This window comes from Flavitalea flava, from assembly GCF_054461575.1.
Genome location: NZ_JBTLQH010000017.1, coordinates 58,537 through 81,119 on the forward strand (window position 1 = coordinate 58,537; position 22,583 = coordinate 81,119).

Annotated in this window: 16 protein-coding genes; 4 read left to right on the top strand and 12 right to left on the bottom strand. The window is 47.1% G+C overall.

What is annotated here, in order from left to right; translation table 11 throughout:
* The first annotated feature begins 127 nt into the window (after positions 1–127).
* The 3 genes from ACX0G9_RS16130 (at position 128) to ACX0G9_RS16140 (ending at position 2,892) form a co-directional block, all read left to right on the top strand.
* A complete protein-coding gene (locus tag ACX0G9_RS16130) occupies positions 128–568 on the top strand; it encodes a hypothetical protein (protein ID WP_459065964.1) in 441 nt (146 codons plus the stop codon).
* A gap of 198 nt (positions 569–766) precedes the next feature.
* Positions 767–1,816: a tRNA preQ1(34) S-adenosylmethionine ribosyltransferase-isomerase QueA gene (queA, locus tag ACX0G9_RS16135; protein WP_459065965.1), complete on the top strand. Its 1,050-nt coding sequence runs from the start codon at positions 767–769 to the stop codon at positions 1,814–1,816.
* A gap of 155 nt (positions 1,817–1,971) precedes the next feature.
* On the top strand, positions 1,972–2,892 hold the full coding sequence (locus ACX0G9_RS16140; protein ID WP_459065966.1) for an alpha/beta hydrolase: 921 nt from the start codon (positions 1,972–1,974) through the stop codon (positions 2,890–2,892).
* A gap of 12 nt (positions 2,893–2,904) precedes the next feature.
* On the opposite strand, the gene ACX0G9_RS16145 is transcribed toward ACX0G9_RS16140, so the two are convergent.
* From ACX0G9_RS16145 to ACX0G9_RS16200, 12 genes are all read right to left on the bottom strand, one after another.
* Positions 2,905–4,227, bottom strand: a complete 1,323-nt coding sequence (locus tag ACX0G9_RS16145) for an aspartate kinase (protein ID WP_459065967.1) — start codon at positions 4,225–4,227, stop codon at positions 2,905–2,907.
* 63 nt (positions 4,228–4,290) lie between these two features.
* Positions 4,291–5,430 carry a glycoside hydrolase family 76 protein gene (locus ACX0G9_RS16150; RefSeq protein ID WP_459065968.1) on the bottom strand — a complete coding sequence of 380 codons (1,140 nt, stop codon included), beginning with the start codon at positions 5,428–5,430 and terminating at the stop codon, positions 4,291–4,293.
* A gap of 77 nt (positions 5,431–5,507) precedes the next feature.
* Entirely contained in the window at positions 5,508–6,656 is a 1,149-nt protein-coding gene (locus ACX0G9_RS16155; protein WP_459065969.1) for a glycoside hydrolase family 76 protein, read from the bottom strand.
* Positions 6,657–6,666: 10 nt separating this feature from the next.
* On the bottom strand, positions 6,667–7,785 hold the full coding sequence (locus tag ACX0G9_RS16160; protein WP_459065970.1) for a SusE domain-containing protein: 1,119 nt from the start codon (positions 7,783–7,785) through the stop codon (positions 6,667–6,669).
* Positions 7,786–7,823: 38 nt separating this feature from the next.
* On the bottom strand, positions 7,824–9,446 hold the full coding sequence (locus tag ACX0G9_RS16165) for a RagB/SusD family nutrient uptake outer membrane protein (RefSeq protein ID WP_459065971.1): 1,623 nt from the start codon (positions 9,444–9,446) through the stop codon (positions 7,824–7,826).
* A gap of 114 nt (positions 9,447–9,560) precedes the next feature.
* Positions 9,561–13,022, bottom strand: a complete 3,462-nt coding sequence (locus ACX0G9_RS16170; RefSeq protein WP_459065972.1) for a TonB-dependent receptor — start codon at positions 13,020–13,022, stop codon at positions 9,561–9,563.
* Between the two features lie 35 nt (positions 13,023–13,057).
* On the bottom strand, positions 13,058–13,987 hold the full coding sequence (locus tag ACX0G9_RS16175; RefSeq protein ID WP_459065973.1) for a FecR family protein: 930 nt from the start codon (positions 13,985–13,987) through the stop codon (positions 13,058–13,060).
* Between the two features lie 140 nt (positions 13,988–14,127).
* Positions 14,128–14,826, bottom strand: coding sequence for an RNA polymerase sigma-70 factor (locus ACX0G9_RS16180; RefSeq protein ID WP_459065974.1), 699 nt, complete (start codon positions 14,824–14,826; stop codon positions 14,128–14,130).
* A gap of 66 nt (positions 14,827–14,892) precedes the next feature.
* Positions 14,893–16,032: an Ldh family oxidoreductase gene (locus ACX0G9_RS16185; protein WP_459065975.1), complete on the bottom strand. Its 1,140-nt coding sequence runs from the start codon at positions 16,030–16,032 to the stop codon at positions 14,893–14,895.
* 72 nt (positions 16,033–16,104) lie between these two features.
* Entirely contained in the window at positions 16,105–18,516 is a 2,412-nt protein-coding gene (locus tag ACX0G9_RS16190; RefSeq protein WP_459065976.1) for an ABC transporter permease, read from the bottom strand.
* 50 nt (positions 18,517–18,566) lie between these two features.
* The gene (locus ACX0G9_RS16195; protein ID WP_459065977.1) at positions 18,567–20,012 is read right to left on the bottom strand and encodes a Gfo/Idh/MocA family protein; all 1,446 of its coding nucleotides are present in this window, start codon (positions 20,010–20,012) and stop codon (positions 18,567–18,569) included.
* A 221-nt stretch (positions 20,013–20,233) separates the two neighbouring features.
* A complete protein-coding gene (locus ACX0G9_RS16200; protein ID WP_459065978.1) occupies positions 20,234–21,124 on the bottom strand; it encodes a sugar phosphate isomerase/epimerase family protein in 891 nt (296 codons plus the stop codon).
* A 94-nt stretch (positions 21,125–21,218) separates the two neighbouring features.
* Here ACX0G9_RS16200 and ACX0G9_RS16205 point away from each other — a divergent pair, with 94 nt between their 5' ends.
* Positions 21,219–22,574 carry a hypothetical protein gene (locus ACX0G9_RS16205; RefSeq protein ID WP_459065979.1) on the top strand — a complete coding sequence of 452 codons (1,356 nt, stop codon included), beginning with the start codon at positions 21,219–21,221 and terminating at the stop codon, positions 22,572–22,574.
* Positions 22,575–22,583: the final 9 nt, after the last annotated feature.

Sequence of the window (22,583 nt, forward strand, 5' to 3'; positions counted from 1 at the left end):
AATTTGGTAGCTAATTTGCTACCTGCTATCTTTGCTCAAAGAATCATATTTAATTAAAAGAAGGAGAACGAATGAAAAAAAGTAAAATCAATAAGCATGTATATGCTTGATTTTAAAAATTAAAACCATGCCCACCAAACTGAGTAAAAGAAAAAAAATTGAAATCATTCTTGAAAAAAATGGTGGCTTATTATGGGGAAGAGTCGAGGGTTCCGGCAATTTTATGCCTACCCCCTACGGAATATCCAAATCAGCTGTAATCGAAAACTTTAAAATTTTAATTCAGGATTATCTTTTGCATGAAGGAAAAGATGACCCTTATTGGAAACAAATGGATGTAAATGCCCTTGAATTTGAATTCAGTTATGACCTTGAAGCCTATTTTTATGATCATGACTATTTGAAAATAAGTTCAATTGCCCAACTTGCCGGTTTAAATCCCGGATTGGTGCGGCAATATGCAAGCGGTGTAAAAAACCCATCTGAAGCACAAGCTGATAAAATAAGAAAAGCAATCACGCAGATTGCTAATGAATTGCTAAATGACGACATACGAATTGCTATTTAAAGAAAAAAACTATTTTTTGCTTATTCCCCCCAATTTTCTTACCTTTGCACACTTGTAAAATCATGCCGTAACATGATATCAAATCGGGTGCCGTAAGACCTGGTTTGAACCGGAAGCCCTCCGTTGTATCCTACCACCTGCCTGGTATCATGTGCGATCGCTGTATTACAGCTGTATTATATTAACTAAAAATTCCACATGAAGCTTTCACAGTTCAAGTTTGATCTTCCTTTAAATCTTATTGCCCAACACCCTACCAAGAAGAGAGAAGACAGCCGTATGATGGTGGTCCATCGCAAGACCGGCCAGATTGAAAACAAACATTTCAGAGACATTCTCGAATATTTCGATGATAAGGATGCATTCGTTGTCAATAACACCAAGGTATTTCCTGCCCGTATGTATGGCCGTAAAGAAAAAACCGGCGCCAAGATCGAAGTTTTCCTCCTCCGCGAATTAAACAAACCGAACCGTCTTTGGGATGTGATCGTTGATCCCGCAAGAAAGATACGCGTCGGCAATAAACTGTATTTCGGAGATAACGATGAACTGGTCGCAGAAGTCATCGACAACACGACCAGCCGCGGCCGTACCATCCGTTTCCTTTGGGACGGTAATGATGAAGAGTTCCGCCAGGTGCTGGAACTGCTCGGCGAAACACCATTGCCAAAATATATCAAACGCAAACCAGACGAAGAAGATAAAGAACGTTACCAGACGGTATATGCCAAACACGAAGGAGCAGTGGCCGCTCCCACTGCCGGTCTGCATTTCAGTAAAGAACTGATCAAACGCCTGGAAATTAAAGGGATCCGTTTTGCAGAAGTTACCTTGCACACGGGTCTTGGAACATTCCGCCCGATCGAGGTAGAAGATCTTAGCAAACATAAAATGGATGCTGAATATTACCGGATCGAAGAAGATGCCTGCCGCATCGTCAACAAAGCCAGACAGGGCAATCATCGCATTTGCTCGGTTGGTACGACTACCATGCGGGCGATCGAGTCTTCCTTTACCGCTGAAAAAATGCTGAAACCTTCCGAAGGATGGACAAATACCTTTATTCATCCTCCGCATACTTTCAATATTGCAGATGCGCTGGTAACCAATTTACATTTGCCAAAGACAAGCCTGCTGATCATGACCTGTGCTTTTGCCGGTTATGACCTGGCCATGGAAGCTTACCGCAAAGCCATTAAGGACAAGTATCGTTTCTTCAGTTATGGAGACGCCATGCTGGTGATATAACAATAAGCTATCTAAACAATAAGTTATCTACCATTAGATATACCGGCCCTGGCTTTTCAGCCAGGGCTTTTTTTATACCCCCGGTCCGTCAAGGGAAGTCCAATAGAAAATTATCATCTGGAAATTATCATCTATTTTTTCTATTTTTAAACCTTATGAAGCATTTTTTCATCCTGTCCATAACGACGCTGTTGATATCTATGACTCAAGCCCAGCAGGTCATCCCTTTATACGGAGACCTTATCCCCAATTCCAAACCGGCCAAAGACGAAGAATTTACAGAACCCAATAATGAGCCACCCCGTGTCATTATCGGCAGGATCAGCCGGCCTACATTAACTGTTTTTCCCGCCCCTGCGGATAAAGCCAATGGCAGTTCCGTTATTATCTGCCCCGGTGGTGGATACTCCATCGTTGCGATCGGTCATGAAGGATTTGAAGTAGCCAAAAAATTTAATGAGATGGGGGTGACGGCCTTTGTATTGAAGTACAGGATCCCCAATGACGAATATATGGTGAACAAGGAGATCGGACCCCTCCAGGACGCTCAACGGGCCATTCAACTGGTGCGGCAAAATGCCACTACCTGGAAAGTAAACCCGGACCGCATCGGCATGATGGGCTTTTCGGCGGGGGGTCACCTGGCATCTACCGCAGGGACACATTTTAACCAGATTACCATCGACAATAAAGATTCTGTTTCGTTGCGTCCTGATTTTATGATGCTGATCTATCCGGTAATCAGTTTTTCGGATAAATACGGTCATATCGGTTCCCGTAATAACCTGTTGGGTAATCACCCCTCTTCAAAGAAGATCAAAGCCTATTCCAACGAATTACAGGTGACAAAATCGACCCCTCCCACTTTTCTCATTCACTCGGGTGACGATTCAACCGTCCCCGTCCGGAATAGTCTTATGTTCTATGAAGCTTTGCAAGAGAAAGGTGTCCCTGCAGAAATACATGTTTACCCCAAGGGAGGACATGGCTATGGCCTGCATAACCCCACTACCAAGGACGAATGGATAGACCGGCTGAAGAATTGGCTCGATGCAGGAGGATGGTTGAAGAAATAAGAACAAGATAGACTACTCCAGTCCAAACAGCCCTTTATTCAATAATTGAAGCGTCTCTATCTTATGGGCGAAAGGGATCAGCAGGGACACATTATGTTTACTGCCTCCATAACTGACCATACGGATAGGGATCGTGCTCAGCGCTTCGAATAATTTACCAAGGACATCGGGTGTCTGCGCGATCTCATTACCAACGATCGAAACAATGGTAAGTCCTTCTTCCACTTCAACGGCGCCAAAAGGATCCAGCTCTTTTAGAATCGCCTTGAGATCGGCTGCATTATCAATTGTTACGGACACGGCCACTTCGGAAGTAGTGATCATATCGATAGGTGTGCGGTATTTTTCGAATACTTCGAATATCTTCCGCAGAAAACCATAGGCCAGCAGCATACGGCTGCTTTTGATATTGATGGCGATGATCCCATCCTTGGCAGCGATGGCCTTTACACCAACCGAGCCAGCCTCTTCCGTGATCAGCGTGCCTTTGGCTTGGGGCTCCATGGTATTCAGCAATTTTACAGGTACTTTATAGAACTGAGCGGGCCAGATCGAAGCCGGATGCAGGATCTTCGCACCGAAATAAGCCAGTTCCGCCGCCTCTTCAAAACTCAGCTGCTCGATGGCTACCGTCTTTTTTACCACCCGCGGATCGTTGTTATGCATACCGTCGATATCCGTCCAGATCTCACAAACAGTGGCATTGATAGCTGCTGCAATCAGCGAGGCGCTGTAATCGCTGCCCCCTCTTTTCAAATTGTCCACCTCACCCCGGGCATTACGGCAGATATACCCCTGGGTAATAAAAAGAGACTTCCCTTTATATTGTTGCAATTGCTGCGTCAGCTTCAATTTGATCTGGGGGATCTGGGGTTCGTCATGATTATCGATACTCATGAATTCAAGGGCAGGCAGCAACACATGATCTACTCCTTTTTCTTCCAGAAATACACTGAACAATTTAGTAGACAGCAATTCTCCCTGCGCTAATATATCCTTGCTTAATGCTTCCGAGAAAGAAATGCGCAAAATAATGGTCAGAAATTCAAAATGTTCCTCCACGATCGAGCCCGCCCTGGCGAGCGCCTTTTCCCCTTTTACCAAATCCTTTACGAAAGCATGATAATGATCCCGGAGCTTGTCGATCTGCTGCTTCGCCTTTTCCCGCTCACCGGTGGCTATCGAATGACCGATCTCGACCAGTGAATTGGTAGTACCGCTGAGTGCGCTTAATACGACAATTTTAGGTTCTGCATCGCTGGTGATCAGTTCGCTAACCTGCAACATCCTTTCGGGTTTGCCTACGGATGTGCCTCCGAATTTCATTATTTTCATCTGTATCCTTTTTTCTTTGAGGATGGCAAAGATACAGGTTGGATTATTAGAAAAGTTCGAAATTTACCGGGAATTCTCCTGGTCCTGCCATACAAAACGGGCAAGTATTTCCAGCATTCCCGCCTGGTTCACAAGGGTTTGTGGCTTTCGGAACCCCATCACCCCGGTTCTGTTCAAATCGTTACGAAGGCCTCCGTCAACACATTTCCTAAAGGCTTCCAGATATTTTAAATTTCTGTTCCACCTGAACAGATCCTGGTAGGCGCGCAGCAAAACGGCATTAAACCAATATCCATCCCTGAACCTACCCTTCCCGCAGAAATATGGAACGGAGCTATCCGCAAGGGAGACCGCCCGGTGCAGATAAACCGGATCCTGTGTCAATTCATACAGGTAAACAGAGGCTTGCAACATCGTCCCCGAATTGTAAGCATATTTTACCCGGCGGGTACCGAGTTTATCGTTATGGATAGAATCAATATGGATATTATCAAAATAAAGTCCGTCGCAAGGATCACGGAGATGTTTGTTGGTCCAGTTATAAAGCAGCAAAGCAGTATCCAGGTATTTTTTTTCCTGGGTAGCCTTGTACAATTGAAGCGCCAACAGAATACCCGGCCCATTGGAGCAGGTATTTTTAGTGAACCTTTTTCCTTCCTCCCAATACAATCCGCCTCCCGTAACTGTATCATATCCCGTCATCATATACCGGTAGATCATTTTTCCCCGATCCAATAATTCCGGTTCTTTTTTCCGGAACCAGGCGTCCATCCAGGCAAGACCCAACCATTGATTATCATCATAAAAACGATCTCCGCCTCCAAATCTGACAATATAGGAATCATATCCGGGCGCCGGAGCCTTATTGCTTTTATAGTAATCCACAAGCCCGGTAATCTTCTGTAAAGGATAACCGGGAATACCGGCCCGCTCCGCCTCGTTATTCGCCTGCAACAATCCGCACAAAGGCCAGAGATAGGAATACGGCTTCTTTGGAGCCCCTTCGTCAACATCCTTATAAAAGCCCGATGAGGAATCAAAGAACTGCCGCTGCACGGCACCGTACAAGCGAATAAATTCCTTTTGGTAATCGAAACTACCTTGATTTGTCGCCTGACCTTTCACGGAACCTGCATACAACAGAAAAAACGAAACAATTAGTAAAACCGGAACTGTTAGTAAAGGAATACGGATATTTCTCATTGTCCAAGTTATGTTCACCCCGATTATGTTCACTAGGTCATGTTCACTAAGGTCATGTTCACTAAGGTCGTGAACGTTTAAAGCTGTTTATTTTTATTAAGTAAAGCAGCGGCTTCGATCAGCATACATCCGCTCTCCTCTGTGGTAAGATCGGCCGTATTCCCGGGAAGAGTGCCCCAATAGGTCCCGAAAAGACCGGCTGATTTATTGGTCCCCTTATACCACAATGTTTCTGCGTTCAATTTAAAATAATTAAGATAACGCGTTCTCACGTCCTGCGGCAAATCCTTACTTAAAAGAAGCTGGGTGAAATACCGGATGAAAATCCCTTTGAACAAACCGCCGTCCCCATTCCCCTCATCCTTCAGGAGCCTGTCGCCGGTGGTGAAAGAGGAACTGCTCAATGTATTATCTGCCGTTTTGATAGCATCATTCAGGTAAACAGGGTCTTTGGTAATCTGGTATAGTTCGAGGGCCGATCCGATAAAAACCCCCTGGTTGTAGGTAAGCGCCCACTCATCTATCTTACCATCTCCGTTTTTGTTCATCCCGTCATTTACGAATCCCGACCCTTCATTGTATAAATGGGTCTTCAGCCAGCTATATATCTTTTTTGACCAATCCAGGTCATCAGCGTTATTGAACCGGGTATATAATCTGGCAGCCAGTATGCAGGCAGGCGCATTGGCCGGCGTATTCTTATACCCCGTTTCGCTCTTGTTCCAGGAAATACCACCGTCCTGTACTGTATTCCATCCACCCTTGATGTCGGTCCAGAGATCCGCGGCCGCTCCTTTGAATTTCTGGTCGTTTGTCAGGTCGAAGGCCCGAAGCATAGCCAGCGCATTCCACTCCATATCATCGTAAAAATGATTGAGAAAACTACCGCCATTCTTCGTTTTTACCCCATCGTACCACTTGTTGTAATTATCTGTATATTTTTTTTGACCCGTCCGGTTATCCGCATCCAGCATTACATCAAGGGCATGGGCCTGCGGCCAGTAGTTAAAGGTATTGTCCCCATTATTGTCCTTATAAAAATACCCCGCGGCGCTGTTCCAGTAATTCTTTACCAGAAAATCCGTACTGCTGTCAGCTGCCGCCTGCCAGTTAATTCCATATTTAATGGTTCCATCTCCCGTATTAAAATTATAATCGTATTTTTTTGTACAGCTGCAAATGCAAGCAAGGCAGACCAGTACGAATGGAATTAAATATCTGTTCATGGACTGCATTTTATTTTACAATGACCTCGTGAGTGTAATTTGTTTTGTCGGCCGAATAATACATGTTGATATCACAATTGTGGTTATCGTCGTCTCCGGAGAATTTGAAACAATTATTCCATTGTGTATCATCCACCGTATATAGCTCCCAGAAAGAAAGAGGGGTAGATGCATCGGGACGGTTATTATCGCCGTTCTTGCTACCCCACCATTCATAACTATCCGTTGTGCCGTCATTGATCTTCATTCTGAACTTGTATCGCTCGTCGCGTCCCCAGCTCTCCTGCTTAAACACAATGGATTGGTTAAGGGCTTTCCAAACACCCCCGCCTGAATAATCCAGGGTAAACTGGATGGTATTATTTGGAGCGAACCATAATCCCAGTTCCAGGATCCCCGTGTTCTGCACACTGACCACGTTAAAATCCAGACGGATACGATACGCTTTGGTGCTGCCGGTCACCGTTGTTTCCCCCGCACCCTGGCGGATCGTTTTTCCATCCACATCCGTATAGAACAGATCGGGCGTACCGGTGATCCCGCTGACAAAATGATAGGTTCCTGCAGCCAGTGAAGTGTAGATCTCATATTTGCCATCACCGGTCTGCTTGAATTTAAGGGCCTTACTCAGGTCCGTTCCCCCTTCCGTAGCCGTCCCGGTGATATATACCTCGGCAGGAGGATTGTCCACACCCAGGGCCCTGGTGATGGCTATCTTCCTGGTAACGGCAGCCTTCAGTTTGTCCACACCCTTGGAGGAATATACCGTCCAAATAAACTGGCCTGTTCCCAGTGGAAGTACTCCGGCCAGTCTGGCCACCTTGTTCAGTATCTCCTTGGTCAGAGTGCCTTTATTGTACAATCCGTTGCCATCGGAGGCTATCGTATACACCGGTTTGGAAAAATCACCACCTTCTTTATCAAAGGCAATGGAATAAAGTACCATTCCTCCATCGGCTGCCTGCGCCGCATCCCATTCGAACACGACCGAAGATGTAGCGGACAGATCGACGGTCTTGTTGTCTTCCGGCGAAAAAAAGTTGGCCACCGCAGTCACTTTTGTATTGACACTGTCATTTTTTTTGCAACCTGCCATGGCCAGGATCAGCAGAAGGATCATATTTCTCATATGCAATTTTTTGAAGTTAATTGTTATCGGGTTAAAGTTTACCATCCCGTATTTTGACTAAGTTTTGTATTCAGTGCACGTTCGTCCCTGGGCACCGGCCAGAGATAATGTTTCGACACATCGAAGGTTCTGATATTGGCGCGTATATATCCATTATCCACAGCAGGGTCGGCAAATTTTGCACCATGCACATATCCGTTCAATAGCGTCTCTGCCGTTTTCCAGCGGCGTATATCAAAGATCCGCAGCCCTTCCATCGCCAGTTCGGTTCTCCTTTCCCGGCGGATGATGTCCCGGATCTGTCCCTGGCTCCAGGTGCCATCGAAATTTAAAGCGCCGGGATCGGTGAATCCCGCTCTGGTCCTCAATAATCTGATCGTTTTGTCCCAGGTGGCCTGGTCCAGCGTGGCTACTTCATTTTTGGCCTCCGCATACATAAGCAATACGTCGGCGTACCGGATCACGACCAGGTCCAGCCCGGAATTGAAATTATTTGCCGTGGAATCAAAATATTTCCTGATATAGTAGCCCGTGGGTGAAGACACGGAGCCCGGCTTGTATTCGTCCGGAGCATTGGGGTCCGGATCCGTTCCTGGTTTAATGTAAATGGTTTTCAGGCTTCCGTCATTTTTCGGCCAGGCAAAGCGGTCGTAAACTACCGTCGCCTTCATTCTTGGGTCACGGTCCTGATAAGGATTCAATTCATCATAGCCAGACCCTGCATCACCTATCTGTCTGCCATTGGTCATCAGGTAATCATTTACCAGCTCCTGCGTGGGTGCCAGACCGTTTAACCGGGCGCCGACCGAAACAGGAACGAAATCGATGAATTCACTGTGGAACCTCAAATCCGGAACATAACCCGAGCTCAGTATTACCTCGCTGTTATTTTCATTTTGCGTCTTAAAAAGCTCCCCATACGATGGGAACAGGCTATAGCTGCCGTTACCCGTGTTTTCTACCAGTTTTGCGCACTCTGTAACAACCTCCGACCAACGACCTTCATACAGAAGAACTCTTGCTTTCAGGGCAATGGCCGCTCCTTTGGAGATCCTTCCGATATTATTCCCGGAATAGGAGGTGTTCACCGGAAGTATGGCCGCCGCATCGTCCAGCTCTTTTAATACAAAAGCGATGACTTCGCTTTTCGGGCTGCGTTGGATAGTCTGCGATTCCGAAACACTGAGATCTTTTGCCACCAGTGGAACGTCTCCCCACCAGGAGGCCAACTGGAAATGATGAAAAGCCCGGAGGAGTTTCGCCTCGGCGATCATACGGTTTCGCAGACCATCGTCCATACCGGGAACACGCCCGATATTTTCCAGTAAGGTATTACTCGTCTTTATCCCCTGATAATGAAATTTCCATTCGTCATCCAACCTTCCCAGAGAAGGGTCGTATACGCCGCTGGACAGGGACATAACCCCCTGGGCATCACCCCTGCCGGCATAGGCATTGTCCGACAACCCTTCATTGTAAAAAAAATAATCGCTTTTGATCATCTGGCTATAGGCCATATTGAGAACGAGGTCCGCTTTATCGGAAGAGGTCCAGTAATTTAGTTCCGTGTACCGGTCCGTCGGCGAAGTGTCGAGCTTATTGCAGGACAGAACCAGCATTGTTATGGAAAGAAAAACAGATATTTTGAAATATGTTTTCATGTTAGCAGCAATTTTATTTTTTTTTGTCCCCTGGGGTTCTAAAATTTAAACCCGGGGACAAAAAGGGTTAATGATTGGCCTTCGGCCGATGGACCCAGGTCCATCTTTGTCCCATCAAAATATTACCTCCAATCCAAACCCGTAATAGATCAATGTAGGATAAGAACGTCCGCTATTCGCACCATTCGTGGCATTCAGGTTATTATTCTGGTTATTGGCTCCATTATGGAATTCGGATGATTCCGGATCGATAAACCTGTTTTTGGTAAGGGTAAGCAGGTTCTGACCCGTCAGGTAGGCCCGCAATTTCTGGATCCCCAGCCGCTGGCTGATCGTCTGCGATAAGGTATACCCGATCTGGATATTTTTCAGCCGGGCGTAAGCTCCATTCAGAATATAGAGATCGGATCCCTTGCGAAAATTATTGGTATTGGAAGCGCTGCCATTCAGCGCCAGGCGGGGATATTGGGCGTTGGGATTATCCGGCCGCCAGTAATCGAGCTGATGAGTATACATAGTAAAGGAATAATTCGCATGGAAAGGTTCGATGAGCTCACCCCGTAGCGCCATATCCCTTTGCCCCACCCCCTGGATCAATAGTCCGAGATCCAGGTTCTTCCAGCTCACGGTATAGTTCAGCCCAAAAATATAATGCGGGAAAGGGTTGCCTAATACGTACCTGTCATTATCATCGATCAGGCCGTCTCCGTTCTTGTCTTTATAGGATATATCTCCGGGAGCCACTGCCAAACCGGTAAAACGAGGCTTGTTTTCCACATCTTTCAGGTTCCGGAAATAACCGTCTCTTTTATACCCCACATAGGAGGCGATGGGGATCCCTTTCCCATAAAGCACCTGTAACTCCTCCAGCGATTGCAACTGGTCCTGCCCGTTCGCCATTTGTACGATCTCGTTATTGGTATTTCCAATATTCAGTGAAATGGATTGATGCAGTATCCTGCCCGGGATCGTATAGGCTATATTGGCTTCCCATCCCCTGTCACGAACAGATGCGATATTATAATCCACCTGGCCTCCGCCAAAGGTGCCCGGCAGATTGGGATGGAGAAGAATATCCTTGGTCAGTTTATTAAAATAATCGAATCCGATATTCAGCCGTCTGTTGAACAACCCTGCGTCGAAGCCGATATTAAAAGTATTGGCGACCTCCCATTTAAGATCAGGGTTCGCGATGTTAAAACCAGTACCGGATACGGCCGTATTACCATTAAATCCATAAGTATTCGGATAGACGACATAGGTGGTCTGGTATTGATAATTGTTTACATTCTGATTCCCAAGCAATCCGTATGAGCCGCGAATCTTCAGCTCATTAAAATAACCGGCTATCCTGCTTTTCTGGAAAAAAGCTTCTTCGCTGATCCGCCACCCTAAAGACAAAGAGGGGAAATAACCCCATCGGTTCTGCTTTGCAAATTTGGAAGATCCGTCTGCGCGGAAGCTCACCTCTGCAAAATATTTATCATTATATGAATAAGAAGCTCTGCCGATTGCCGAATACAGGCTGTTCTGGGTTGTTCCCTGCGGGGTGATCCTAAGATCGCCTATATTCACAACCGTGGAAGTTTGGGGAAGATTGAGATCAGGCGAGGTATAATTCAACGCCACCTTATTTGACTTCCCCGTGTAAGACTCATTGGTGAATCCTCCCAACAGCTGAATATGATGTTTGCCGAACTCCCCGGCGTATTCAAGCAGCAATTGACTGTTCAGGAATAAGTTCTTCGCATTCTCATCTCCCGTAACCGATCCCTTATCACTGCCATAGACGCCCGCCGGAGCTGTCCCTGCTGCCTGGCCCTCCCGGTAAAAAGGGACATAGTTTGTTTCATAGTACTGATGATTGGCATCCAGTGCTCCGCCGAAAACACCTTTTAAGGTCAGGCCTCTGACAATCTTTAATTCGGCATTAAGGCTACCGAATATATTGTCGTTATCATAATCCCGGAATCCGCCCTTATCAAGTATCCCCAATGGATTGAATTGCGCCAGCACATCATTGATAAGGTATCTTCCAGAAGTGTCTTTTAGTTTATAGTAAGGAGGCGTACGTTCCGCGTCAACCACTAATGTCCCGGTGGTAAAGGAATGATCTTTTATCTGGGTCCTGGAATAAGCCAGGATGGTAGATAATTTCAGACGCCCCACTTCGTTGGAAAGGTTTATCCGGAAGTTATAGCGTTTGAGGCCCTTTGCCGGTCCGACAAAATTGCTCTGCTGATCCATATATCCCAGCGATACCATATAAGTGGACTTGTCTCTTCCTCCCCCCAGACTCAGGCTATGATTTTGCTGGCTGGCATCCTGGAAAATAGAAGACAGGAACCACTCTTCGTCCCCCAGTTCCTTTCTTTGTTCGATATCAAGCGGGGAATAAGAAGGAGTCTGCCCTGACCCTGAATTTATGATCGCCTCGTCTTTCAGGATCATATTCTCAAAACCTTTTACCGGTTTCATCCAGACATGCGGCTTGACCCGGCTGAAGATCCCGTTATAGGACAGGGTACCCGCGCCTTTCTTTCCTTTTTTGGTCGTAATCAGAATTACCCCGTTTGCGGATCTTGACCCGTAGATCGCAGCAGAGCCCGCATCCTTCAGAATGGATATATTGTCAATATCGTTAGGATTGAGAAGATTGAGATCACCTCCTACCAACCCGTCTATCACTACTAGCGGAGAATTGTCACCCAAGGTCCCGATTCCCCGGATATTTATATTAATTGGCTGACCCGGTTCAAAACTGGTTTGCTGAATGGTAAGACTGGGAGAGGCACCCTGCAAAGCCTGGGTGAGGTTGGGCGTCGCCCTGCCCTGTATGGAAGTCGACCGGATCACATCCACCGCTCCGGTGACGCTGACTTTTTTCTGCACTCCATATCCCACTACCACCACTTCGTTAAGATTTTTATCCAGCGGGAATAATTCAACGGCGATATAGGAAGAAGTCAGGGATACTTCTCTTTTTTCATAGCCGACATAGGAGAAAGTGAGCACACCCGCCAGAACGGGAATTTGCAATTGAAAATTTCCTTCACTGTCTGTGACAGATCTCAGGGAAGGCTCTTTTAACTCCACCGTCACCCCGGCCAAAGGATTTCCTTTCTCATCAACCACCTTTCCTTTGACAATAACGGACTTCACCGGCAGGTTCCCTGCAGGAACGTCCCGTGATGACTGCACAGGAGGTGCTGTATGCAGCAGTACCTTATCACCTCTGATCTCAAATTCCAGCTTCAGCGGCGAGAAAATGGCCTGAAGCGCTTCGTTCAGGGTCCTTTTTTTTACGGCAACCGAATACTTTTTGTTGATATCCAGATCGTCATTGGAGTAGATGAAGGAGAGACCGCTCTGCTTCTCAATTTGTCTGATGATCCACTTCAAAGGTTGTTCCCTGCAGCTGATGGATATAGTGTTGGGTTGTAGTGATGCCGGAAACACCTTCCCCGGATTGTTCGCCATCAGGGGCCCGGGCGGCGCCGTAATCCATGCAGCAATTAACAGCAATAGTTTAAGATGTAAAAATACAGGGCATCTCCTGTTAGTATGAATTCTCATACGCAGCAATCGTTTAGGTTAAAAAAATAAAAATCTTACTTATCTATTCCGATATATTTATCTGTCACTGTATAATGGAAGGTCTTTACTCTTTTGAGAAGCTCGAGTATTTCCTCGGCCGAATTATTTTTAAAGGTGGCGCTATAGCGATATTGGGCAACAGAAGCGTTTCCGAAATTCACCGGCTTCCCGAAATATCTTTCCAGTTCCACTGCGATCTGGCCAAGGGTTTCATTATTAAAAACCAACACACCGTTGATCCAGCCTTTGTCTGCATCCGGATCGGTCGGCTCAACGGTTACGCCGGAATAACGCAGGTGATAAACTGCTTTCAAGCCGGAACTGAGGTAAAAACTATCATCCTTTGCCTGACCCGGAACAAAAGCGACCTTTCCCGTGGCGACGGAAGTAGTCAGCAGATCTTCGTTACCATATGCCCTGATATTGAAAGAGGTTCCCAGCACATTGACGGTGCCTTTTGGCAGGCGGACCACAAAAGGTCTGCTGGGATTCCTGGCGATCTCGAAAAATGCTTCACCCTCCAGGTAAACTTCCCGAAGGCTGGTCCCGAAAAAAGCAGGATATTTCAGGCGGCTGTCCGAATTCAGCCATACTCTGCTGCCATCCGGAAGCGTGATCGTGGAACGTATGCCTTTCTGGTTATATTTTTCCACCAGATCCACTTTTCGGGTTTGGATCCCGAACCACCACATTCCCAGTGCAATAAGAGGGATCAGTGTCGCTGCAACGAGTATCCTCCGCCAACGGATCATTCTCACCAGCGGCTTTACAGGAGGCTCATCCTCACCAGACGATAAAAGGGGCTCCGGATTTCCTATTTTCAGCCAGACCCTGGCCAATGCAAGTTCCTCGTTGATCCCCGAACGGGTCCCGGAGTTCCAATAGAACTTCAGCTTTTCGAATATTAATTGAAAGGATTTATTGCCGGCAACCAGTTGTTGCAAATGCTGTTCTTCCTCCGGGAGATGATTTCCGGATAAAACTTTTATGGCAAGTAATATGAAGATGTCCTCGTTCAGGCAGTATCGCTTTTAAACAAGGACAGGGAAAATAAAAAAACTACTTACAGGACAGGAAATTATTTTTAAAAGAATTTAACGCGGTTCCGGATAAGCAAAAACCGGATAGCCTCGGGAAGTAAGGAGGTAAAGTCCAGCTGAATGGAGAGATCGGGTGAATCGGATGGGCCAGGCGATTTAAAAGAACCCGGCTGATCCGGCTGATCAGCCGGATTATCCGAATCTGTCCGGCTTACCTGGTCGGATAAAACGATCCGCAGCTTTTTCACCGCTCTGTATATTTGGGTTTCAACGGTGCGGGTTGAGATATTCAGGATCTCGGCGACTTCATGAAATTTTAAATTATCCTCCTTCACCATTTTGAAAATGAGACGGCATTGTTCCGGCAACTGCTCGATCGCCATATGCAAACGGTGCATCAGCTCCTTCATTTCCAGGCTTTTCTGGCTATTACCCGTATCGTAAAATTCCATTTCCCCACGTGTATCCAGCTGAAGATGAACGACGGAATACTTTTCACAGTAATTAAGACATCCGTTCTTGACAGAAACATATACATAAACTTCGAGGTTCCGGACTTCCAGAAGGGTTGCCCTTTTCTCCCAGATCTTCACAAATACATCGGAAACGATCTCTTCCGCGGCTTCGCGGGTATGAACAAACTGTATGGCAAACCGGACAAGCTTTGAATAATAATGACGGAAAAAATCATTAAATGAGGTTAGGTTGGAAGCCTGGATTCCTTTCTGCCAGGCACTTATCATATGGTTTTCTATTAAAGGCATTGCTGGTATCCGGTGGATCACCGATCGCTAAACTACCATTTTTTTTTAATTCTTTTTTACCGGTGATGTTGTCGCTGGAAATTCTACTCCCAATTTTACAGCCAATCCCTGAAGTTCGGTTACTACAACATCAACAAGAGGAATACCAACTGCCAGGCGCTCTTTTTCCATCTCCCGTTCCGGGTCACCGGGGATCAGTACCTTTTCATGGCCCGGTGCCGGAGTGGCTGACCGGAATCTGCGTATCCAGTTATCCATATGTTGTTTGAACTCGTCTGCAGGGCGGAAAGCATCGATCCGCATGGCACCGAAGAAGTGACCGATCCCTTTGCCCGGCATGCCGGTTGGCATGGGCATATAAGCAGGGAAAGGAGGCACCCAGGGACCATAGTTGGCACCGCTCAAAACGCCAGAGAAAATATCAACGATCGCTCCCAGTGCATACCCTTTATGGCTTCCGTGATCACGATCACCGCCAAGGGGCAATAAGGCACCTCCCGTTTTTAAGGCATGCGGATCTATGGAACTATGGCCATCCTTATCCTGTATCCAGCCAGTCGGCGCCTCCATGTTCTTACGTTGAAGGAGCTCCAGCTTGCCATTTGCCGCTGTAGTGGTGGCCAGATCAGCCACAAAAGGAGGCTCTTCTCCACCCGGAACGGCCACAGAAATGGGATTGGTACCCAGCATTCTTTCTATGGAAAAAGTAGGCGCCACGAGGGCACTGGCATTGGTCATGGCAATTCCGATCATGTCTTCCTTTACGGCCTGCAAAGCATGATACCCGGCAATGCCAAAATGATTGGAATGCTGCACGCTCACCCATCCCGTACCGACATTTCTTGCTTTTTCAATGGCAATCTGCATGGCATAAGGGGCTACGACCAAACCCAGTCCTCCATCCCCATCCACAACTGCAGTGGAGGGCGTCTCATGAATGATCCGGATATCGGGCGTCGGATTTGCCCGCTTAGCCTCCCACAAACGCACGTACCCAATAAGCCGTGCGATCCCATGTGAGTCGATCCCCCGCAGATCGGCGCTCAGCAAGGCCGTTGCTGCTGTGTCCGCATCCTTTTCGGGGCAGCCGATTTTGCGGAAGATCCTTACCGTAAAGGAGAATAGTTCTTTATAAGAAAATAGCTGTTCTGTAGAAGAATTTTCCCCTGAATGCTTTTCTGCCATCGGTTGATTTTAGGCTGGCAAAGATCGGGAAAGGAATCAAACTCTTTCTCCGTCAGTCTTAGATTTATTCCTTTATTCGGAGCGAAGGCTTTCCACCGGATTGACAAAAGCGGCTTTAACTGCCTGGTAACTCACTGTTATCAAGGCGATAAGCAGGGAAGCAACCCCTGCCAGTACGAATATCCACCAATTGATTTTGATGCGGTAAGCATAATCAAGCAGCCAATGATTCATCATATACCAGGCAACGGGTGAGGCGATCAGGATCGACAACAGAACCAACTTCAAAAAATCTTTGGACAACATATACATAATTGCGGAAGCATTAGCCCCCAAGATTTTGCGGATCCCGATTTCCTTAGTGCGCTGGATCGTGAAGAAGGAGATAAGCCCCAAAAGCCCCAGGCAGCTTATGGCTATTGCGATCGCTGCCGTGGCATTTATTAATTTGTTCAGTAGATCTTCTTTATGATAATATTCATCGATCTGCTCATTCAGATAATGGTATTCAAAAACATGTGCCGGATAAACGGCTTCCCAGGCTTTCCGGATCCTGCTGCGCAAATCTGCCGGGTTGCCTCCTTTGAATTTTATAGCCGCATATTCATACCGGTCCCTTTTGGTAGTGAACAGCACCGGTTCAACCGGCTTGTTCAAGGTTTGAACATTAAAATCTTTTACCACCCCCACGATAATTCCCGGATGATCATCCAGCCCGCCGGCAACCAGTCGCCGGCCAATCACCTGTTTCGGATCGCCGATCCCCAATTGGCGGACAAGGGTCTCGTTAATGAGAAATTCCCGGACGGTATCGCTTTCCGTTATATTCCTTCCGGTTAAAAGAGCTATTCCGAATGTTGGCAGATAATCAGCATCGCCGATAATGGTGCGGGAATTAAATTTTTCCCATGATCTGTTATCATAACTTACAGATCCCCCCAGACTCCTTTCCGATAATGGAGCGCTATAACAGAAGGATACGGCTTGTATGGCCGGATCCATTTTAAGCAGACTTTCCAGATAGGACGATTTTCCTTTTGCCGGATCCGGAACGGGCACCATAATCACCGCTTCTTTTACAAAGCCGGGATCGGTGGTCTTCAGATGTTTTATCTGAAGCGTAATGATGAGCGTGCAGATGATAAGCACCTGGACAACCACATTCTGAAAGACGATCAGTCCTTTGCGAAACAGGGATGAACCGGGGCTGTTGATTTGTTTCTTCAGGGCATCAACAGGTTTCCAGCGACTCAGGATAATCGCCGGATAAAAACCAGCCGTTGCCGTTACCAGTATGGCCAGGAGTAGTACCGCCATCGATAATCTCAAATCCCGGAACGGATTAAATGGCAATAAGATCTGTAACCATTTATCGGACAATGGCAGGATTAATTTAATCCAGAGAAGGGATAACAAGGTTGCGAGTAGTACCAGGCAGGCGGTTTCGGTCATGAATTGCCGGAAAATTGCCATCCTGGAGCTGCCCAATACTTTTCTCGTGCCGATCTCCCTGGCTCGTTTGGCGCTTTGCGCTGTCGCCAGATTGATGAAATTAAAGCAGGCAATGATGACCAGGAACAAGCCAATAACGGCCAGTGTAAGGAGTAAAGACCGCTGTATGGTTCCCCCGTAACGGCCATCGAAATGTATTTCTTTTAACGGCTGCAAATGAAAATGATATACCGATGCCACATCTGGCTCAAAATGTATTTTTGTAAGACGGGCCATGGCGGCAGTTACCTTTTTTTCAGAAAGTGTTTCGGACTGCTTTTCAGGCAGCCAAACAAATGACTGGGTAGTGGTATTGATGAATCCCCAACTCCTGTACATAGCCTCTTCCGTGCCCGGATAAAAAGCAGTAAAAGAAGGGCGCGAAAAGAACAACTCCGTCCTGAAATCAGAATTGGCAGGAAGATCTTTTAATACGCCTGTAATGGTCACCGTATATTTATTATCCAACCGGATCGTTTGGCCAATGGCTTCCGCGTTACCGAAATACTTATCTGCCAGCCGCCGGGAAATTACCGCCGTATTCGGTTGCTGTAAAGAGCTGGCTGCATTCCCTTCTTCCCAGGTATAATCGAATAAATTAAACCAATGCTGATCGGTGAATCCAATATTTTCTTTTTCTTCAAAATATTTCCATTGCCCGGCGCCCGGAACACTGATAGTAACCGTTCGTAATTTTAACAGAACAGCCTGGTCTTTTATTGTGGGAAACTCATCTTGTAAAGCGGCCGTCAGGCCGAGCGGAGATCCCGAAACATTGATGACGGATCCATCATCCAGATGAAGATCAGTGACCGCCCGGTATAATTGTCCTGACTTTTGGTGATACCTGTCATAGCTGAGATGGTAGCTAATAAATTGGAACAGAATCAGTCCCCCGGCCATACCGAGAGATAGTCCAAATATGTTTATAGCAGCATGGAATTTTTGCTTCCACAAATTCCGCCAGGCAATATTGAAATAAGTCGATAACATAATTATCTTTTTACATTCCTATTCACCGGACTATCCCTTAAGCTTCATAACTATCCCTTAACCTTCATATTTACCGGATCCCAATAGATGATCTTATTCTGAAAATAACTTTCATTGGCTGCCAGGCAAGGAGCAGCGGCCCTGAAGCCAAATACCGGATCTTCTATGACCGGACTGCCTGTGCGTACGCTGGTAAAAAAATTCGTGAAATGTTCCAGGTGTTCGTCAAAACCGTCGGGTTCCTTGTATATGGTTGGTGGTGAAGTGGTTTCCTGACGCTGTGCCGGTGTATATTTTTCATTGTACCGCCGAACCAACTCGTCCTGCATGGCCTGAGGATAGGTCTCCAGGGAGTCCCAACCACCAATGCCGGGAGCCACCGACATTTTATGATGCCGGATCGTAAAACCGTTATCCCCGAATTCCAGCACTCCTTCCGAACCGATGAACTTCACCGTACTGGTCTCCCCCTGCCCGCTCACGAAATTTACCCGCAGCGTCAATTCGAAAGCAGGATGCTCCGGGCTATCCGGATAATGCATGAGTGCGGTCATCAGATCCGGAACATCACGTCCATCTTTCCACCAGGCGATCTGCCCCGAGGAAACGATCCGTTCAGGCCCTTTGGAGCCGGTAATGAAATGAATACCCGATAATAAATGCACGAAAAGATCACCGGCCACTCCCGTCCCGAAAGCACGGTAGTTCCGCCACCAGAAGAATTTCTTTGGATCATATGGCTCTTTGGGCATCCCGGCAATATAACGGTCCCAGTCAACCGTTTCCGCCGATCCGTCCGTTGGTTGGGTATACTCCCAGGCTCCCAGGGCGCTTTGCCTGTCGAAGGAAGCTTCGATACAGGTCAATTGCCCGATCTCGCCCGCCTTGAACAATTCACGGGCTTTTGCATATGCAACGCTGCTGACCCGCTGACTGCCGATCTGCATCGCCTTTTTTGTCCGCTGTTGCGTGGCGATAAGCGGCAATCCTTCTTTTAACTGGTGGACCATCGGCTTCTCGCAATATACCGCCTTGCCTTTTTCCAGGGCCTCCGTGGCAATACGGGCATGCCAGCTATCGCTGGTAGCAATGATCACCGCGTCAATATCCTTACGGTTCAGTATTTCCCGGTAATCCCGTGTCGTAAATAATTCCTGGCCCGGATAGGCCTTCTTACTGATTTCCTTTGCCCTTTCCAACCTGCCCGTATAAAGATCACTGGCAGCAACCCACTCGATTCCCGGCACCTTCAGGGCCGTCCGCAGGTCGTTATGCCCCATAATACCCATCCCGATCACCCCGATACGGAGCGTATCGTTTGGGCTGATCCTTTTCTCCGCCGCCAGTATCCTGGTTTCAGCCGCCTCCTGCGCAGCCAGGGAAGAAAGGCCTGAAAATAAAAGCGTGGCGCCGCCAGCCTGGTGCAGGAATTGACGACGGGATTGGTTCTTACGGGGTTGGTGGTAGTTGGATTTGTTGTTGTTAAAGGGATTCATTTTCCAAAATGGTTTTATTCGTTTTGTTTTTCGGGTTGGTTGTTAGGTTGGTTGCTTTTTAGGGCTAAGGCTTTAATTTACTACAAAAAAAGCAGCTACGCTACCATTCGATATAAGAATTGGATAAATGGAAAGAAAAAGGGCTATCCTTTTTTGGAGGATAGCCCTTACGAAATTGGTTATAAAATAGAAGTTATAAGAAATGACGGCAATAAAAACGGCTATAATTTCGAGACCTGCTCGTTATAATATTTAACGGTCTGGATCACATCGGGTACATTGTTCTCCCAGTTGTTCTCTCTTTCGATAGAGAACATTCCGTTGAATTTCTGACGCAGCAGTTCTTTGAAGATGCCGGGGAAAGGAACAACACCCGTCCCTACGATAAGGTCTTTCGCATGAGTATTGCCCGCCGTATCGATATCTTTCAGATGCACTCCGAATATATGGCCCTCCAGTTTTTTCAAACATTCGACAGGATCGAGACCATTGCGGGTCCAGTGACCTACATCTGCACAAGAACCGATGTTCGGATGACCCTGTACGGCTGCCAAAACGGAATCAGGATGCCAGTAGGCATTAGGCTTGGGATGGTCGTGGATAGCCACTTTGATACCATAAGAACCGGCCAGGCTGTCCAGTGCATTCCACTGATCTTTCAGCGGCTCGGCCGTGATATAACTCAGCCCGAAGTCCTTGGCCAGGTCAAAATAGGTTTTCCATTCAGCCATATTCTTGGGAGAAATCACACCCAGGGCTACGATCTGAATTCCCTTGGACTGGAGGAGCTTCTTGATCTTTGCCCTGCTCTCAGGAGTCATTTCAGGACCAAAGGATTCTTTCATGTCGCCGCCCAGTTTCATGCCGGGGAAGGCTTCTACAAATTTTACACCGGCACTGTCTGCCTTGTCGATAGCCTGCACAAATGTGAACAGACGGAACGTCCACAACTGGACACCGATCTTCCAGTCTTTGGTGATTGTCCTGGCATCTACGGCAACGGTGGTAGAGTCGGATTTTTTTTCTTCGGCCTGTTTGGGCTGATCATTACAGGCGGAAAGGCCGATAAGCGCAGAAAAGCACAGCAAACAGGAATACGTTAGTTTGTTCATGTTTTACGTTTTACAGATCTTAATAAAGAGTAGGTCAAAAAATAAGGGCTGAAATTAAGGGTTTTTCAGGGCTTTTTCTGTTTAATTTAGCCGGATGATTTATCCCGTGATCCTTGCAGGGGCATTAAGAAAAACATTAAGATGGGCATTAAGGTATTGTCTGATCTGGCTGACGGCCTCCATGCTGATTCCCTTCAGTTCCCTTGCCCAACCGAAAAGGGAGGAGATCTATACCGATTTCGTGCTTTACCAGAAAAGGACCGCCCTGGAAAAAGACCTCCGGGAAAGGATCATCGAACGTGCTTTTTCCATGCCCCTGGACAGTAACTCCGAGGACAGGTATATGTCTGCCTGCTGGGCAATTTCTCAATTCCTCTTTTCGTCGGCCCTCGTTGAAAAAGGCTTTCATACTCTTTTTACTGGATACGACGCCCTCTCCTATGATACCAAAAAGGCATTCCTGGAAGCCGTTTACGCGACATACCCGAAACTCTTTACCCCTGAAATGCAGACAGTCCTGGACAAGGAAACGGATCCCAAATTATTCTGCTTGTCCGCCGTTTATTTATTCCGCAGCGACTCGGGTACCGATAACAGCAATACGCTGAAGATCCGGATGGTGGAAAAATTTCCGGATTATGATACCCTGCCCCTCCTGAAAGAACTGGAGACCTATCTCAGCTATCATACCTCCCTTGTGCGAAGCAAAACACCTGATATACGCCAGCTTTTCAGCTACCGGCAGAACCCGGGTCAAAAGGTCATTTATTCTTTTCAGCGCTGGAACCGGGACTATCCCGGGCTGGCCATCGTTCAAAATGCGGACGGAAGTTTTGCACGCAATGCCCAGGGGAAATTGCAGGTCTTTGAACAACTCGCCCGCTCCGGTTCCGATCTCCCCTATTTTATTACGAATGGCAGCACCCCTCAGGGAGCCTATAGTATACAAGGCACCGATATCTCCCGGACACATTTTATCGGTCCAACACCAAATCTGCAGCTGTTGTTACCTTTCGAGGGAAAATGGGAACGTTATTTCCAGGAGCCTGATCCGAATAGGGAAACCACTGATCCTGCCGGACCCCCTCCTGTCGATTCTCTTCGTTTTTATAGGGAATTGTGGCCTCCTGACTGGAGGAATTATGCGCCGGTAATGGAAGCCTGGGCCGCAGGTAAGATCGGAAGGACAGAGATCATCGCCCATGGCACCACGATCGATCCGGAGTTTTTTAAAGACAAACCATTTTATCCGCTCACCCCGACGATGGGTTGTCTTTGCGCCAAAGAGCTCTGGAATCCTACGACAGGTCATCCCCTGGTGAGTGAACAGCTAAATCTCGTCAGCGCTTTTTTATCCACTCCGGGCAGGAAAGGATATCTGTTCGTGATCAATCTCGATGATCAACGCAAACCGGTAAGCCGTGAGGAGCTGGAAGCATGGGTGAAGTGACTGCTGGAA

Excerpts from the sequence above, each read along its gene's own strand:
- ACX0G9_RS16130 (WP_459065964.1), top strand. The coding sequence starts at position 128 with ATGCCCACCAAACTGAGTAAAAGAAAAAAAATTGAAATCATTCTTGAA.
- queA (WP_459065965.1), top strand. The coding sequence starts at position 767 with ATGAAGCTTTCACAGTTCAAGTTTGATCTTCCTTTAAATCTTATTGCC.
- ACX0G9_RS16140 (WP_459065966.1), top strand. The coding sequence starts at position 1,972 with ATGAAGCATTTTTTCATCCTGTCCATAACGACGCTGTTGATATCTATG.
- ACX0G9_RS16145 (WP_459065967.1), bottom strand. The coding sequence starts at position 4,227 with ATGAAAATAATGAAATTCGGAGGCACATCCGTAGGCAAACCCGAAAGG.
- ACX0G9_RS16150 (WP_459065968.1), bottom strand. The coding sequence starts at position 5,430 with ATGAGAAATATCCGTATTCCTTTACTAACAGTTCCGGTTTTACTAATT.
- ACX0G9_RS16155 (WP_459065969.1), bottom strand. The coding sequence starts at position 6,656 with ATGAACAGATATTTAATTCCATTCGTACTGGTCTGCCTTGCTTGCATT.
- ACX0G9_RS16160 (WP_459065970.1), bottom strand. The coding sequence starts at position 7,785 with ATGAGAAATATGATCCTTCTGCTGATCCTGGCCATGGCAGGTTGCAAA.
- ACX0G9_RS16165 (WP_459065971.1), bottom strand. The coding sequence starts at position 9,446 with ATGAAAACATATTTCAAAATATCTGTTTTTCTTTCCATAACAATGCTG.
- ACX0G9_RS16170 (WP_459065972.1), bottom strand. The coding sequence starts at position 13,022 with ATGAGAATTCATACTAACAGGAGATGCCCTGTATTTTTACATCTTAAA.
- ACX0G9_RS16180 (WP_459065974.1), bottom strand. The coding sequence starts at position 14,826 with ATGATAAGTGCCTGGCAGAAAGGAATCCAGGCTTCCAACCTAACCTCA.
- ACX0G9_RS16185 (WP_459065975.1), bottom strand. The coding sequence starts at position 16,032 with ATGGCAGAAAAGCATTCAGGGGAAAATTCTTCTACAGAACAGCTATTT.
- ACX0G9_RS16190 (WP_459065976.1), bottom strand. The coding sequence starts at position 18,516 with ATGTTATCGACTTATTTCAATATTGCCTGGCGGAATTTGTGGAAGCAA.
- ACX0G9_RS16195 (WP_459065977.1), bottom strand. The coding sequence starts at position 20,012 with ATGAATCCCTTTAACAACAACAAATCCAACTACCACCAACCCCGTAAG.
- ACX0G9_RS16200 (WP_459065978.1), bottom strand. The coding sequence starts at position 21,124 with ATGAACAAACTAACGTATTCCTGTTTGCTGTGCTTTTCTGCGCTTATC.
- ACX0G9_RS16205 (WP_459065979.1), top strand. The coding sequence starts at position 21,219 with ATGATTTATCCCGTGATCCTTGCAGGGGCATTAAGAAAAACATTAAGA.